The organism is Streptomyces griseoflavus, assembly GCF_014649995.1.
In the GTDB taxonomy this organism is placed as follows: Bacteria; Actinomycetota; Actinomycetes; order Streptomycetales; family Streptomycetaceae; genus Streptomyces; species Streptomyces griseoflavus.
Genome location: NZ_BMUC01000002.1, coordinates 290,086 through 304,813, shown reverse-complemented (window position 1 = coordinate 304,813; position 14,728 = coordinate 290,086). Strand labels below are relative to the sequence as shown.

The following is a 14,728-nucleotide window of genomic DNA, read 5'->3' as shown; positions in this document are numbered from 1 at the left end:
CCGTCCGCGGGGTCAGCGGCGGGGGCGGTCCAGGCCAAGGACCCGGTCCTTGAGGGCCGGGAAGCGCTCCCGGGTCCCCGCCACCGTCGCCGGATCGAAGTCGACCGTCAGGACCTCTTCGTCCGGGCCCGCCTCCGCGAGCACCTCACCCCACGGGTCGACGACGAGGGAGTGACCCGCCTGCGGAACCGAGGCGTGCGTCCCGGCCGTCGCACACGCGAGGACGAACGCCTGGTTCTCCACCGCCCGCGCCCGGGCCAGGAGCGTCCAGTGCGCGCGGCGGCGCTCGGGCCAGCCGGCCGCGACGACGAGGGTCTCGGCCCCCCTGTCGACGAGACCGCGGAAGAGTTCGGGGAAGCGGAGGTCGTAGCAGGTCGCCACGCCGAGCACGGTCTCCGGCAGCCGGACCGTCACCAGTGCGTCGCCCGCCCCCATCAGCACGGCCTCGCCCTGGTCGAAGCCGAAGCGGTGGATCTTGCGGTAGGAGGCGGCCGGCTCACCGGAGGGGGAGAAGACGAGGGAGGTGTTGTAGAGGGTGCCGTCCGGGGCGCGCTCGGGGATCGAGCCCGCGTGCAGCCAGACGCCGGCGTCGCTCGCGGCCTTGGCCATCGCCTCGAAGGTCGGCCCCTCGACCGGTTCCGCCTCGCTGTCGAACGCGTCGTACGCGAACGCCCCCGTGGTCCACAGCTCCGGGAGCACCACGAGATCGGCCGCGGCCTGATCCCGTACCATCGCGGCCACCCGACGCCGACGCGAATCGACCGATTCGCCCTCGTTCACGGCGACTTGGAGCAAGGAAGCGCGCACACTACCACCGTCCTGGCATTCGACCCGCGCACACGGGCCTACGATCGTCACACGAAAGCACTGCCGGGGTGCCTCTCCGCAGCGTAACTTAGCGACCCAAGACACCCACGCAGTGCAGCCACCGCCCACTGGCACCGCCGCCACCACCTGCCCGTGTACCGACCGCCGAGGGGTCCCGTTCCGTGAGCCTGCATCCCACCCTCCAGCCCTACGCCGACGCCTGGACCCACTCGATCGAGGCGATATCCGAGCTGGTGCAGCCGCTCCCGGAGGCCGACTGGAACCGGCGGACGCCGTGCCCGGGCTGGTCGGTCCGCGATGTCGTCTCCCACGTCATCGGCCTCGACTCCGAGATGTACGGGGACCCCCGCCCCATCCACACCCTGCCGCGCGACCTGTTCCACGTCACCAACGACCACCAGCGGTACATGGAGATGCAGGTCGACGTGCGCCGCCACCACACGGCGCCGGAGATGACCTCCGAGCTGGAGCTCATGATCATCCGGCGCAACCGCCAGCTGCGCAACGAGAGCCGTGACCCGGGCACCAAGGTGCGCGGCCCGCTGGGCACGGAGCTGACGCTGGAGGAGGCCATGCGCCGGCACGCGTTCGACGTGTGGGCGCACGAGCAGGACCTGCGCACGGCCCTGCGCCGGCCCGGCAACCTCGACTCGCCCGGCGCGCACGTCGCCCGGGACGTGCTGCTCGCCGAACTGCCGCGTGTGGTCGCCGAGAAGGCGCAGGCGCCGCGCAGCTCGGCCGTGGTCCTCGACGTGCACGGTCCGCTGGAGTTCCTGCGCACGATCCGCGTCGACATCCAGGGCCGCGGCACCCTCGAAACGGCCCCCGCCCTCGGCCCCGCCGCCACCCTCACCCTCGACTGGGAGACGTATGTCCGCCTGGCCTGCGGCCGGGTGACGGCGGACGCGGCGGCGGACCGGGTGAAGACGGAGGGCGACCTGGACCTGGCGGCGGCGATCCTGCGGCACTTCGCGGTCACCCCGTAGGCGTCGCGGGCGGGGGCGCCCCGGGGCGGCCGGGGCGCCCCCGCCGGCGCGGCGCGCGGGCCGGGGGAGGAACCCGGCAGGCGCAGGCCCGCCCGGCCGGCCCTGCCCCCGGTGTCTACACCGGCACGTGCACGGAGGAGACCCGGCTGGCGACCAGGCGCTCCGACTCCCTGCGCGCCGCCCGCCGCCGCAACCGCAGGATCTGCGAGACCCCCAGCGCCTGCAGCACGAACACCGACGAGAAGGCGACGGCGTAGTCGTCCCCCGTCGCGTCCAGCAGCACCCCGATCGCGAACAGCGTCGTCATGGAGGCGACGAAGCCCCCCATGTTGGTGATGCCGGACGCCGTCCCCTGCCGTTCCGGGGGATTCGCCGGGCGGGCGAAGTCGAACCCGAGCATCGACGCCGGCCCGCAGGCGCCCAGCACCGTGCACAGCACGACCAGCAGCCACATCGGCGCCGTGTCCCCCGGGTGGAGGAGGATCGCGGCCCACAGCACCGCGGTCGCTCCGACCGTTCCCAGCGCCAGCGGCAGCCGCGCCCCGTGGTGCCGGGCGACGACCTGGCCGTAGACGAGGCCGACGACCATGTTGGAGAGCACCACGAGCGTCAGCAGCTCACCGGCGACCCCCCGGGACAGCCCCTGCGCCTCGACGAGGAACGGCATGCCCCACAGCAGCAGGAACACCATCGCCGGGAACTGGGTCGTGAAGTGCACCCACATCCCGAGCCGGGTCCCCGGTTCCCGCCAGGAGGCGGCGATCTGACGGCGTACGTAGGCGGCGCCCCGGTGCGGCACGGGATCCGGTTCGTGGCCCTCGGGATGGTCCTTGAGGAACAGCACCAGCGGCACGAACACCACGACTCCCGCGAGCGCGCTGCCCGCGAACGCCGCCGTCCAGCCGATGTCGTGCAGCAGCCGGGCCAGGACGAGCGTGGAGACGAGGTTGCCCGCCATGCCGGCCAGCCCGGCCATCTGCGCGACCAGCGGCCCGCGCCGGGCCGGGAACCACCGGGTGCCCAGCCGCAGCACGCTGATGAACGTCATCGCGTCGCCGCAGCCGAGCAGCGCGCGCGAGGCGAGCGCCATGCCGTACGACGGCGAGAGGGCGAAACCGAGCTGTCCGACCGTGAACAGCACGACGCCGATGCCCAGCACCTTTTTCGTGCCGAGCCGGTCCACCAGCAGGCCGACGGGTATCTGCATGCCCGCGTAGACCAGCAGCTGGAGGATGGAGAAGGTGGACAGGGCCGAGGCGTTGACGCCGAACCGGTCGGCGGCGTCGAGCCCGGCCACCCCCAGGGACGTGCGGAAGATGACGGCGACGAAGTAGACGGAGACGCCGATCCCCCAGACGGCGAGGGCGCGCCGGCCACCGGGAGGGTCGCCGGGCCGGACGGCGGCACCGGTGCGCGCGGCGCTCATCGCACCTCTCCCCTGGCCAGGTGGGAGAACCAGCCCACGTGCCGGTGGACCACGCCCACGGCCGCCTCCGCGTCGCCCGAGCGCAGCGCGTGCAGGATCTCCTCGTGTTCGGCGAGGGTCTTGGCGATGCGGTCGGGGTGGGAGTGCATCACGGCCACGCCCATGCGCAGCTGGCGGTCGCGGAGCTGGTCGTAGAGGCGGGAGAGGATCTCGTTGCCGCCGCTGCGGACGATCTCGGCGTGGAAGCACCGGTCGGTGACGGAGGCGGCGGCGAAGTCGCCCGCGGCGGCCTGCTCCTTCTGCCGGGCGAGCAGCTGCTCCAGCCGCTCGATGAGGCCGGGCGGCGCGGGCACGGCCTTCCTGGCGGCGTGCTCCTCGACGAGCAGCCGGGTCTCCACCACGTCGGCGATCTCCTGGGCGGAGACCGGCAGCACGAGTGCGCCCTTCTTCGGGTAGAGCTTGATCAGCCCTTCGACCTCCAGCCGCAGCAGCGCCTCGCGCACCGGGGTGCGCGAGACCCCCACGGCCTCGGCCAGCTCACCCTCGGTGAGCAGGGTGCCGCCCTCGTAGCGGCGCTCCAGGACGCCCTGCTTGACGTGGCTGTAGACGCGCTCGGCGGCGGGTGGTTGCTTCACGGGAGCCAGGCTGGTCATGCCCACAGGATAGATACAACACGTACGCGTGGAAGCATACGTCCACGATGCGGACTGTACCCCGCCCCGGAAAGTCGGCCCGCCGCGAGCACAACCATCCGCCCCCGGAAGGAGTCGGACATGTGCGGACCCACTGTCGGCCGCACCCACAACTCTGCCGCACCACTGGGGCATTCAACTCAATCGGGGTACCTCACTTGAAGATCGGCATCCAGGCCATCCGCCTCCGCAGAGCCGTCGGCGTCGCCGTGAGCACCGGCGCCATGGTTTCCGCGGGCGTCCTCCACGCGGCGCCGGCGCAGGCCGCTCCGGTGCAGGCCGCGCCCGTGCCCACGATCGTCGCCAAGGGCGGCTTCGTGATGAACAACGCGAACGGCAAGGCGCTGTACTCGAAGGCCGCGGACACGCGCCGCTCGACCGGCTCGACGACGAAGATCATGACCGCGAAGGTCGTGCTCGCGCAGAAGAACCTGAACCTCGACGCCAAGGTCACCATCCAGAAGGCGTACAGCGACTACATCGTGTCGAAGAACGCCTCGTCCGCGCGGCTGATCGTCGGCGACAAGGTCACCGTGCGCCAGCTGCTGTACGGGCTGATGCTGCCGTCCGGCTGCGACGCGGCGTACGCGCTGGCCGACAAGTTCGGCACGGGCACGACGCGGTCGGCGCGGGTGAAGTCGTTCATCGGCAAGATGAACGCCGACGCGAAGAAGCTGGGCCTGAAGAACACCCACTTCGACTCGTTCGACGGCATCGGCAACGGCAAGAACTACTCCACGCCGCGCGATCTGACGAAGATCGCGAGCAGCGCGATGAAGAACTCGACGTTCCGCTCGATCGTGAAGACGAAGAAGTACACGGCGAAGACGAAGACGAAGTCGGGCGGCACCCGCACGATGGCGCCGTGGACCAACACCAACACCCTGCTCAGCAGCTACTCGGGCACGATCGGCGTGAAGACCGGCTCCGGCTCGGCCTCCAAGTACTGCCTGGTCTTCGCCGCGACCCGCAACGGCAAGACCGTCATCGGCACGGTCCTCGCCTCCTCCTCCGCCGCCCAGCGCGAGAAGGACGCGAAGAAGCTCCTGGGCTACGGCTTCGGGAAGATCTGACCCGGACGCACGGACAAGGGCCCGCCGGCACCGGCGGGCCCTTTCGCGTGCCGCACCCCGCTGCCCGTCATACACACCTTCGCTGCCCTGTACAGCGGTTCCGGCCGCTTTCGCTCGCAATTGTGAACATCATCGAACTGGCTGGCATATGCGCTGAACGCCGCTCTACGTTCCGCTGCGGAGGTGGTTCAGATGAACGAACCCAGCAAGCGGCAGCACTCCGCCGAGCAGCGCGAGGCGATCGACGTCAGCGACTTCGTCTACGCGGCGACCGGGGCCCGGGTACGACGGCTGACGATGCCGGACGGGACGCACTGGTTCCCGGCGGTGGACGTCTGCAAGGAACTCGGGCACACCAACTCACGGAAGGCTCTCGCCGACCATGTCCCCGACGAGCACCGAGAAATGCTCGAGACCGTAACTGGAGGTTACGGTCTCAGCATTCCCGCAGGTAGAGGGTGGCGCCGAGACTTGCACGTCATCTCTCTCCAAGGTCTCATCCTCCTCGTCAACGCCTGCACCAAACCGACGTGCGCCCCGTTCAAGCGATGGGTGGCCGAAGTGATCGAGACCGTGCAGCGCGAGGGTTCCTACTCCCTCGACGAGGCCGAGGTGCAGCCCGTCGAACCCGGCGCGCCGATCGCCTACGCCATGCCGGAGCAGGTCGCCGAGGCCATCGTCCGGCTGGAGGCGCACAACCTTCAGCTGGACGAGGAGCTCGCGGGCGGCCAGCGCGAATCGATCGGTTTGCAGAAGGAGACGCTGACCCTGCAGAGGGAGATGCTGGCGACACAGCAGGCCACGCTGTCGGTGCAGCAGGCCACGCTCGCCGTGCAGCAGGCCATGGTGCGGGCTCTGGAACGGATCGCGGACCGGTTCGACACCCTCGTCCTCGAGCGCCGGCCGGTCACGGGGCACCTCACCACGCTGCCCACCACCGAGTCGGTGCTGGCCGACTGGCGGGAGCGGCTGTCCGTGACGGAGGACGTGTGGGCGGTGGCCGTGGTGATCGCCCCGGTGCTCGTCGAACAGGGCGAGCTGCGCGAGCCGCTGGAGTCGATCGCCGCCCGTACGGGGCTCTCCGTGCGCCGTGTCAACGAGTGCCTCCGGATGCTGCGCAAGCACGCCTGCATCCGCTCGCGGGGCGGGGCCGAGGACGGGGCCCCGGTGTACGTGCTGCACCGGACCTGAGGAGGCCGGTACGGCAGGAGGGGCGTCGCAACTCCAACTTGCGGCGCCCCTCCCGTGTCGAATCTACCGGTGCGTGGCCGTCACGCCCAAGTGATCAGCCGTTTCGGGTTCTCCAGGATCGCGGCCACGTCGGCCAGGACCTTGGAGCCCAGTTCGCCGTCGACCAGGCGGTGGTCGAAGGAGAGTGCCAGGGTGGTGACCTGACGGGGCTTCACCTTGCCCTTGTGCACCCACGGCTGCAGCTTGATCGCGCCGACCGCGAGGATCGCGGACTCGCCCGGGTTGAGGATCGGCGTGCCCGTGTCGACGCCGAAGACGCCGACGTTGGTGATCGTGACCGTGCCCGCCTGCATCGCGGACGGCGAGGTCTTGCCCTCCCTGGCCGTGGACACCAGTTCACCCAGGGACTCGGCCAATTGCGGCAGGTTCTTGGCGTGGGCGTCCTTGATGTTCGGGACGATCAGACCGCGCGGGGTGGCCGCCGCGATACCCAGGTTGACGTAGTGCTTGACCACGATCTCCTGGGCCGCCTCGTCCCAGGAGGCGTTGACCTCCGGGTTCCGCCTGATCGCGACCAGCAGGGCCTTGGCGATCAGCAGCAGCGGGTTCACGCGCAGGCCGGCGAACTCCTTGTCCTGCTTGAGCTCCTCGACCAGCTTCATGGTGCGCGTCACGTCGACCGTCACGAACTCCGTGACGTGCGGCGCCGTGAACGCCGAACCGACCATCGCCGCCGCCGTCGCCTTGCGCACCCCCTTGACCGGGACACGGGTCTCGCGGGCGGTGTCGTACGACACCGGGGCCGCCGGGGCGGCCGGGGCGGGTGCGGACACGGGAGCGGGCTGCTCCTGCGGGGCCTGGACCGCCGCCACCGCCGCGTGGACGTCCTCGCGGGTGATGATGCCGTCCGGGCCGGTCGGGGTGACCGTGGCCAGGTCGATGCCCAGGTCCTTCGCCAGCTTGCGCACCGGCGGCTTCGCCAGCGGGCGGTCCTGGGCGACGGCGGCAGCGGCACCGTGGCCGTTCAGCTCCGCATGGACCGCCACCGCCGCCTGCTGGGCGGCGGCGTCGTCCGGCGCCTGCTTGCGCGGGCGCCGGCGGGTGGAGGACGTCGCCACGCCGTAACCGACCAGGACGGGCTGGCGGGCGGCCGGCTTCTCGCCGGGTTCCGCGGCGGGCTCGGCGGGGACGGCGGGCGCTGCGGGCGCCTCCTCGGCCGGGGCCGCGCCGCCCGCGACGTCCACCGCGATGATGGACGTGCCCACGTCCACCGTGGTGCCCTCGGGGAAGTGCAGTGCGCGGACCACACCGTCGTAGGGGATGGGCAGTTCGACGGCCGCCTTCGCCGTCTCGACCTCGCACACCACCTGGCCGTCGGTGACGGTGTCACCCGGCTGGACGTACCACTTGAGGATCTCGGCCTCGGTGAGGCCCTCGCCCACGTCCGGCATCTTGAACTCGCGTACGGACGCGTTCGTCATCGTCGTCACGACCCTCTCCTCAGTACGCCAGCGAGCGGTCGACGGCATCGAGCACCCGGTCCAGGTCCGGGAGGTAGGACTCCTCCAGACGGGCCGGCGGGTACGGGGCGTGGTAGCCGCCCACCCGCAGCACCGGGGCCTCCAGGTGGTAGAAGCAGCGCTCCGTGATGCGCGCCGCGATCTCCGCGCCCGAGCCGAAGAACACCGGCGCCTCGTGCACCACGACCAGCCGGCGGGTCTTCTCCACCGACGCCTGGACCGAGTCGAAGTCCAGCGGGGAGACCGAGCGCAGGTCCAGCACCTCCAGGGAGCGGCCCTCCTCGGCGGCCGCGTCGGCGGCCTCCTGGCACAGCTTCACCATCGGGCCGTACGCGACCAGGGTGAGGTCCGTGCCCTCGCGGACCGTCTTCGCCTTGTGCAGCGGGCCCGGGATGGCCTCGGTGTCGACCTCGCCCTTGTCCCAGTAGCGCCGCTTCGGCTCGAAGAAGATCACCGGGTCGTCGCTCTGGATGGCCTGCTGCATCATCCAGTACGCGTCCGACGCGTTCGACGGCGACACGATCTTCAGACCGGCCACGTGCGCGAACAGCGACTCCGGGGACTCCGAGTGGTGCTCCACCGCGCCGATGCCGCCGCCGTAGGGGATGCGCACGACGACCGGCATCTTGACCTTGCCCAGCGCGCGGGCGTGCATCTTCGCCAGCTGGGTGACGATCTGGTCGTACGCCGGGAAGACGAAGCCGTCGAACTGGATCTCCACCACCGGACGGTAGCCGCGCAGCGCCAGGCCGATCGCCGTACCGACGATGCCCGACTCGGCGAGCGGGGTGTCGATGACGCGGCTCTCGCCGAAGTCCTTCTGCAGGCCGTCCGTCACCCGGAACACGCCGCCGAGCTTGCCGACGTCCTCGCCCATGACGAGGACCTTCGGGTCCGTCTCCAGGGCGTGCCGCAGCGACTCGTTGATCGCCTTGGCCAGGGCCATGTTCTTCGATGTCACGGTCTGAGCCATGTCACTTACCCCCGTCTTCGTCCGCGAACGACGCCTGGTAGGCGGCGAACTGTGCCCGCTCCTCGTCCACCAGCGCGTGCCCGTCCGCGTACACGTTCTCGAAGATGGCGAAGTGGTCCGGGTCGGGCATGGCGCGGACCGCTTCGCGCACCCGCCTGCCCAGCGCCTCGCTCTCGGCCTCCAGTTCCGCGAAGAACGCCTCGTCCACGTGGTGCGCGGACTCCAGGTGGCGGCGCAGGCGCAGGATCGGGTCCTTCGCCTCCCAGGCCAGACGCTCCTCGTCGCCCCGGTAGCGGGTGGGGTCGTCGGAGGTGGTGTGCGCGCCCATGCGGTACGTGAACGCCTCGACCAGCGTCGGGCCCTCACCCGCACGGGCCCGCTCCAGCGCCCACTTGGTGACGGCCAGGTTCGCCAGCACGTCGTTGCCGTCCACGCGGACGCCCGGGAAGCCGAAGCCCTGCGCGCGCTGGTAGAGCGGCACCCGGGACTGCTTCTCGGTCGGCTCGGAGATCGCCCACTGGTTGTTCTGGCAGAAGAACACGACGGGCGCGTTGTAGACCGCGGAGAAGGTGAAGGCCTCGGCCACGTCGCCCTGGCTGGAGGCGCCGTCGCCGAAGTACGCGATGACGGCGCTGTCCGCGCCGTCCTTGGTGATGCCCATCGCGTAACCCGTGGCGTGCAGCGTCTGGGAGCCGATGACGATCGTGTACAGGTGGAAGTTGTTGCCGTTGGGGTCCCAGCCGCCGTTGTTGACCCCGCGGAACATGCCGAGCAGGTTGGTCGGGTCGACCCCGCGGCACCACGCGACACCGTGCTCGCGATAGGTGGGGAAGACGTAGTCGTCGTCGCGCAGCGCCCGGCCGGAGCCGATCTGCGCCGCCTCCTGCCCGAGCAGCGACGCCCACAGGCCCAGCTCGCCCTGGCGCTGCAGAGAGGTGGCCTCGGCGTCGAAGCGGCGGGTGAGCACCATGTCGCGGTACAGACCGCGCAGGTCGTCGGCGGTGATGTCGGCGACGTACTTGTCGTACTCGGCGTTTTTCACCCGCTTGCCCTCGGGCGTCAGCAACTGGACGAGGGCGGGCTCGGCGCTCTTCCGGGCGCCGGTGGCCTTCTTGGTGGTGCTGGTGGTGCGCTTGGTGCCGGTGGTGCCGGCCTTGCTTCCGGCGCTGCGTCGCGGTGTGCGCGCGGCAGTGCTCTCCACGGTCACGTGTGCTCCTCCGTCGGTCCGGCCCCCGGGGTTGCCGGTAGGCCAGTGCGGCTCACCTGTTACTCGACCACCGGGCACGGGGTGGGTGCCACTCGGCCGGGAACAGGCGTGACAGGTGCCCCGGCGAGCGCCCTGCAACAGGCACGTTACCCAGTGCTCCACATTTCTGTGAAACCCCATCTGACCTGCGATTTTGCTTGGGCTTCCAAGTAAATCGGGAAGGCTGTGAGAGCGCGCTGGTCACAGCCTTGCAGGAGGCCGGAGCAACGGCACGTTATCCCGGCCACCCCGGGGACGGGAAGAGCCGACTTTCGTGACGGCACGGCGTGCCGCGCGGGGAGTCACGGGGTGCACGACATGGGGGGGGCGGGGCGCGCGGGGAGAGGGAAGCGCCGGCCGGGACCGCGCCGGTAGCCCGGCGGTCGGCGGTCGGTCAGCCCGTCCCGCCCGGCACTCCGCCCACGTTCGCTCCGCCCGCGTCGGCACCGCCGGCTCCGGCGCCGCCGGTCTCGGTGCCGCCCGTCTCGGTGCCGCCGGTCTCCGTGCCGCCGTCCTCCGTGCCGCCGGGGCCGGTGCCGCCGTTCTCGGTGCCACCGTCCTCGGTGCCGCCCGTCTGGGTCGGCTGCGTGGCCGTCGGCGGGGCGCTCGGCTCGTCCGTCTCCGTCTCCGACGGGGTCTCCGACGGCGTGTACGACGGCTTCCAGTCCCCGTTGCCGCCGGAGCCCGTACCCGGGTCGGTGCCCGGGTCGGTCGTCTCCTCGGTCTCCTCGTCGCTCGGGGACTCGCTGGCCGGCTCGTCCTCGGTGCTCTGCGAGACGGAGGGCGACTTCTCGGTCTTGCCGCCGCCCCCGCTCCCGCCGGCGTTGTTGAGCGCCAGCGCGACGCCCGCGACGACCGCGATCACGGCGAGCACGGCGAGGACCCACAGCTTGCCGCGGCCGCTGCCCTGGTTGCCGTTGCCCTCGAAGCCGCCGTCGTCCCCGCCGTACCCGGCGGGCAGGATCGGCTGCGGGATCGCCGTGGTGCCGGCGGCGTCCGGGTGCGGCATGACGGCCGTGCCCGCGAAACCGGCCGCCGGGGTGGGCGGACCCTCGTGCAGGTCCACCGGGCCGGTGTTCCAGGTGCCCGTGTGGCCGCCCTGGTCGTAGAGCATCTGCAGCCCGTACTGGACCAGGCCGCGCATCTCCTCGGCCGTCTGGAAACGGTCGTCGGGCTCCTTGGCGAGGGAGCGCATGACCAGCCCGTCCAGCTCCGGCGGGCAGGCGTCGGAGGCCTCCGACGGGGGCGTGGGGATGTCCTGGACGTGCTGGTAGACCACCGACAGCGGCGTCTCCCCGGTGAACGGGGGACGCAGCGCCAGCAGCTCGTACATCAGGCAGCCGGTGGCGTACAGGTCGGAGCGGTGGTCGACGGCCTTGCCGAGCGCCTGCTCCGGGGAGAGGTACTGGGGGGTGCCCATGACCATGCCGGTCTGCGTCATCGTCGTCGACGCGCCGTGCAGCGCACGGGCGATGCCGAAGTCCATCACCTTCACGGCGCCGTTGTTGGTGATGATGACGTTGGCCGGCTTGATGTCGCGGTGCACGATGCCGTGCTGGTGCGAGTAGGCGAGCGCCTCCAGGACACCGGAGACGATGATCAGCGCCTGCTCGGGGCCGGGGGCCTCCGCGTTCATCAGCAGGTCGCGGATGGTGCGGCCCTCGACGATCTCCATCACGATGTACGGGACCGCCTGGCCGCCGATGACGTCCTCGCCGGAGTCGTACACGGCGACGATCGCGTGGTGGTTGAGACCGGCCACCGACTGGGCCTCACGCGTGAAGCGGGCCTTGGCGATGGGGTCCTCGGCGAGGTCGGAGCGCAGCAGCTTGACGGCGACCGTACGGCCGAGACGTACGTCCTCGGCGGCGAACACCTCGGCCATGCCGCCCCGGCCGAGCCTGTGGGTCAGCCGGTACCGGCCGTCGCCGACGAGCCCGCCGTTGCCCCAGTTGTCCGGCGCGTCCGACATGCCGCCGCCAGTCGCCTCGGGGTCGTCGGACGGGCCCTGAGCGCGCTGCTGCTGTGCCATCAGTCCTCGCCGTCGTTTCTGCCCGCGGTGCGCGCGGTGTTGTCACGGTCTCCGTCGGCCCACGCTACAGCCTTTGCACAAGGCTCCGGTCCGGGACGGACTGCCGGGGCCGGCACGAGACGGACCGGCCATGAAACCCGCACTCCGTACCGTCGTGCAAATTCCGCGCGCCGGTCGTACGGCCCCTGTAACGCTTCCGCGACGCTTCTTGCGCGTACGGTCACGGATCGGGCACCGCGCTTGACGTGTCAGTGGCCTGGGGCAGACTTGGCCGGGAATAGCACTTTCGATCTACGACGAGAACAGTCACCGACGGCGGCGCCGGAGAGGCTACGGGGGACGCGGAACATGAGCCAGGACGGCGCACAGGGCCAGTACGCGGGGCGGGCGCTCGCCGGTGGCCGTTACCAGCTGCGGGACCTGCTCGGCCAGGGCGGCATGGCGTCGGTGCACCTCGCCTACGACAGCGTGCTCGACCGTCAGGTCGCGATCAAGACGTTGCACACGGAACTCGGCCGGGAGCAGGCGTTCCGTGAGCGCTTCCGCCGCGAGGCGCAGTCCGTGGCGAAGCTCACGCACACCAACATCGTCTCGGTCTTCGACACCGGCGAGGACGACGTGGACGGCATGACGACGCCGTTCATCGTCATGGAGTACGTCGAGGGCCGCCCGCTGGGCTCCGTGCTCGACGAGGACGTCCGGCGGCAGGGCGCGATGCCCGCCGACAAGGCGCTGAAGATCACCGCGGACGTCCTGGCGGCGCTGGAGATCAGCCACGAGATGGGGCTGGTCCACCGGGACATCAAGCCGGGCAACGTGATGATGACCAAGCGCGGCGTGGTCAAGGTGATGGACTTCGGCATCGCCCGCGCCATGCAGTCGGGTGTCACGTCGATGACGCAGACCGGCATGGTCGTCGGCACCCCGCAGTACCTCTCCCCGGAGCAGGCGCTCGGACGGGGCGTCGACGCGCGCTCGGACCTCTACTCGGTCGGCATCATGCTGTTCCAGCTCGTCACCGGCCGGCTGCCGTTCGAGGCGGACTCGCCGCTGGCCATCGCGTACGCGCACGTGCAGGAGGAACCGCCGACCGCGTCCTCGGTCAACCGCTCGCTGCCGCCGGCCGTGGACGCGCTGATCGCCCGCGCGCTGAAGAAGAACCCCAACGAGCGTTTCCCCAGTGCGGAGGCGATGCGCGGGGAGTGCCTGCGGGTGGCCCAGTCCGTGCAGGCGGCACCGCCGAGCATCGTGCCGGGCGCGCAGGCGCAGAGCGGCGCGGGCGTCGGCTCCGCGGTGTTCCCGCCGGTCGACCAGGCGACCCCGGCCCCCACGGGCGACGTCCGGACGCCCTACCAGCCGGCCCCGCAGCCGAACCCGTACGGCACCCCGTCCGCTCCGTCCCCGGCGTACGGCTACCCGCAGCACGGCGGCTACCAGACGCCCGGCCCGGCGGCCTACGCGCAGCAGGGCGCGGCGACCCCGCCGCCGTACAACATCACCCCGCAGTCCCCGGGCTCCGGTGGCGGCCGTGGCGGCCGGAACAAGCCGGTGGTCATCGGCTCGATCGCCGTCTCCGTGCTGGCCGTCGGCGGCCTGGTGGCGGCGCTGATGATGAACGGCGGCGACAAGGACCCCCAGGGCGGCGGGGGCAGCAGCCCCTCGGCGTCCGCGTCGGCGACCAAGGCCGAGGGCTACCGCGGGCCCGACACGTCGAAGAAGATCGACGCGGAGGAGTGCGAGGAGCCGCAGGAGTCGTACAACGACCCCGACAAGATCAGGCTCCCCAACTTCAAGTTCAAGTACATCGGTTCGGTCAGGGAGTGCCTCCAGGCCGCCGGCTGGGGCGACTTCAAGATCCTCGAGGTGGACGAGAACACCTACGGCGAGGGTTCGGTCCGCGAGCAGTTCCCGCCGGCCGGTACGGACGTCGACCCCGAGGACATGCCGGAGATCACCCTCAAGGTCTCGACGGGCAACCCGCCCTCCTGACCGGCCGCGCCGGCGGACACGGCGGAGGGGCCCGGCATCGGATGCCGGGCCCCTCCGTGGTCGTTCGGGCAGGGTCGGGGACGGGTTACAGGTACGGGCCGCCCGAGCGGCCGCCCAGGTGCGGCTCCTCCGGGCCGTCGCCCACGCCGGGCGGCAGCGCGCGGCGCATCTGCTCCAGCTGGGCGCGCGCCGCCATCTGCTGGGCGAAGAGCGTGGTCTGGATGCCGTGGAAGAGCCCCTCCAGCCAGCCCACCAGCTGGGCCTGGGCGATCCGCAGTTCGGCGTCGGTGGGCGTCGCGTCGTCCGTGAAGGGCAGCGAGATCCGCTCCAGCTCCTCGACCAGCTCCGGGGCCAGACCGTCCTCCAGCTCCTTCACCGAGCTCGAGTGGATCTCCTTGAGCCGGGCCCGGCTGGCCTCGTCCAGGGGAGCCGCTCGCACCTCCTCCAGCAGCTGCTTGATCATGCTGCCGATCCGCATGACCTTCGCCGGCTGTTCCACCTGTTCCGTCACCGGGGTCTCGCGGGAGTCCTCGTCCCCGCTGCCGCCGCTGAGCGCCATTCCGTCCTGGCCGACGACCAGGATCTGCGGATTCTCCGGCGACCGTTCGTTCCTCGGCATCTCCATGACGCCATTGTCGCGCACCCGGGTGACCCGGCCCAGCGGCGCCCCCGGGAGCGGCGGGCACCCCGGGGGTCCCCCCGACGGAGGCATCCGGAATGCCGGACTCCTTACGGAATGCGAGGCTGTTGGGCGTCCATCCGGCCCATCTTG

12 protein-coding genes are annotated in these 14,728 nt (G+C 71.3%); 4 read left to right on the top strand and 8 right to left on the bottom strand.

Annotated elements, in window-relative coordinates:
- Window positions 1-12: 12 nt before the first annotated feature.
- Window positions 13-807, bottom strand: a complete 795-nt coding sequence (locus IE172_RS07210) for a carbon-nitrogen family hydrolase (protein WP_190096245.1) — start codon at window positions 805-807, stop codon at window positions 13-15.
- A gap of 182 nt (window positions 808-989) precedes the next feature.
- Here IE172_RS07210 and IE172_RS07205 point away from each other — a divergent pair, with 182 nt between their 5' ends.
- Window positions 990-1,814 (top strand): maleylpyruvate isomerase family mycothiol-dependent enzyme, encoded by an 825-nt coding sequence (locus IE172_RS07205; protein WP_190096244.1) that lies wholly within the window; start codon window positions 990-992, stop codon window positions 1,812-1,814.
- A 115-nt stretch (window positions 1,815-1,929) separates the two neighbouring features.
- On the opposite strand, the gene IE172_RS07200 is transcribed toward IE172_RS07205, so the two are convergent.
- Together IE172_RS07200 and IE172_RS07195 are read right to left on the bottom strand one after the other, a co-directional pair.
- Window positions 1,930-3,240: an MFS transporter gene (locus IE172_RS07200; protein ID WP_190096243.1), complete on the bottom strand. Its 1,311-nt coding sequence runs from the start codon at window positions 3,238-3,240 to the stop codon at window positions 1,930-1,932.
- A complete protein-coding gene (locus IE172_RS07195) occupies window positions 3,237-3,893 on the bottom strand; it encodes a GntR family transcriptional regulator (protein ID WP_190096242.1) in 657 nt (218 codons plus the stop codon). The genes IE172_RS07200 and IE172_RS07195 overlap by 4 nt, the downstream gene beginning before the upstream one ends.
- Window positions 3,894-4,090: 197 nt before the next feature.
- Here IE172_RS07195 and IE172_RS07190 point away from each other — a divergent pair, with 197 nt between their 5' ends.
- Window positions 4,091-5,005 carry a D-alanyl-D-alanine carboxypeptidase family protein gene (locus IE172_RS07190; protein WP_190096241.1) on the top strand — a complete coding sequence of 305 codons (915 nt, stop codon included), beginning with the start codon at window positions 4,091-4,093 and terminating at the stop codon, window positions 5,003-5,005.
- A 192-nt stretch (window positions 5,006-5,197) separates the two neighbouring features.
- Window positions 5,198-6,196, top strand: a complete 999-nt coding sequence (locus tag IE172_RS07185) for a BRO-N domain-containing protein (protein WP_190096240.1) — start codon at window positions 5,198-5,200, stop codon at window positions 6,194-6,196.
- Window positions 6,197-6,276: 80 nt separating this feature from the next.
- On the opposite strand, the gene IE172_RS07180 is transcribed toward IE172_RS07185, so the two are convergent.
- From IE172_RS07180 to IE172_RS07165, 4 genes are all read right to left on the bottom strand, one after another.
- On the bottom strand, window positions 6,277-7,686 hold the full coding sequence (locus tag IE172_RS07180) for a dihydrolipoamide acetyltransferase family protein (RefSeq protein WP_190096239.1): 1,410 nt from the start codon (window positions 7,684-7,686) through the stop codon (window positions 6,277-6,279).
- Between the two features lie 10 nt (window positions 7,687-7,696).
- Entirely contained in the window at window positions 7,697-8,689 is a 993-nt protein-coding gene (locus IE172_RS07175) for an alpha-ketoacid dehydrogenase subunit beta (protein ID WP_190096238.1), read from the bottom strand.
- A 1-nt stretch (window position 8,690) separates the two neighbouring features.
- On the bottom strand, window positions 8,691-9,896 hold the full coding sequence (gene pdhA, locus IE172_RS07170) for a pyruvate dehydrogenase (acetyl-transferring) E1 component subunit alpha (protein ID WP_190096237.1): 1,206 nt from the start codon (window positions 9,894-9,896) through the stop codon (window positions 8,691-8,693).
- Window positions 9,897-10,329: 433 nt separating this feature from the next.
- The gene (locus IE172_RS07165; RefSeq protein WP_190096236.1) at window positions 10,330-11,967 is read right to left on the bottom strand and encodes a protein kinase domain-containing protein; all 1,638 of its coding nucleotides are present in this window, start codon (window positions 11,965-11,967) and stop codon (window positions 10,330-10,332) included.
- 348 nt (window positions 11,968-12,315) lie between these two features.
- On the opposite strand from IE172_RS07165, the gene IE172_RS07160 reads away from it, so the two are divergent.
- The gene (locus IE172_RS07160) at window positions 12,316-13,956 is read left to right on the top strand and encodes a protein kinase domain-containing protein (RefSeq protein WP_190096235.1); all 1,641 of its coding nucleotides are present in this window, start codon (window positions 12,316-12,318) and stop codon (window positions 13,954-13,956) included.
- An 85-nt stretch (window positions 13,957-14,041) separates the two neighbouring features.
- Here IE172_RS07160 and IE172_RS07155 read toward each other — a convergent pair whose 3' ends face one another.
- On the bottom strand, window positions 14,042-14,581 hold the full coding sequence (locus IE172_RS07155) for a bacterial proteasome activator family protein (protein WP_189557335.1): 540 nt from the start codon (window positions 14,579-14,581) through the stop codon (window positions 14,042-14,044).
- Window positions 14,582-14,728 lie beyond the last annotated feature (147 nt).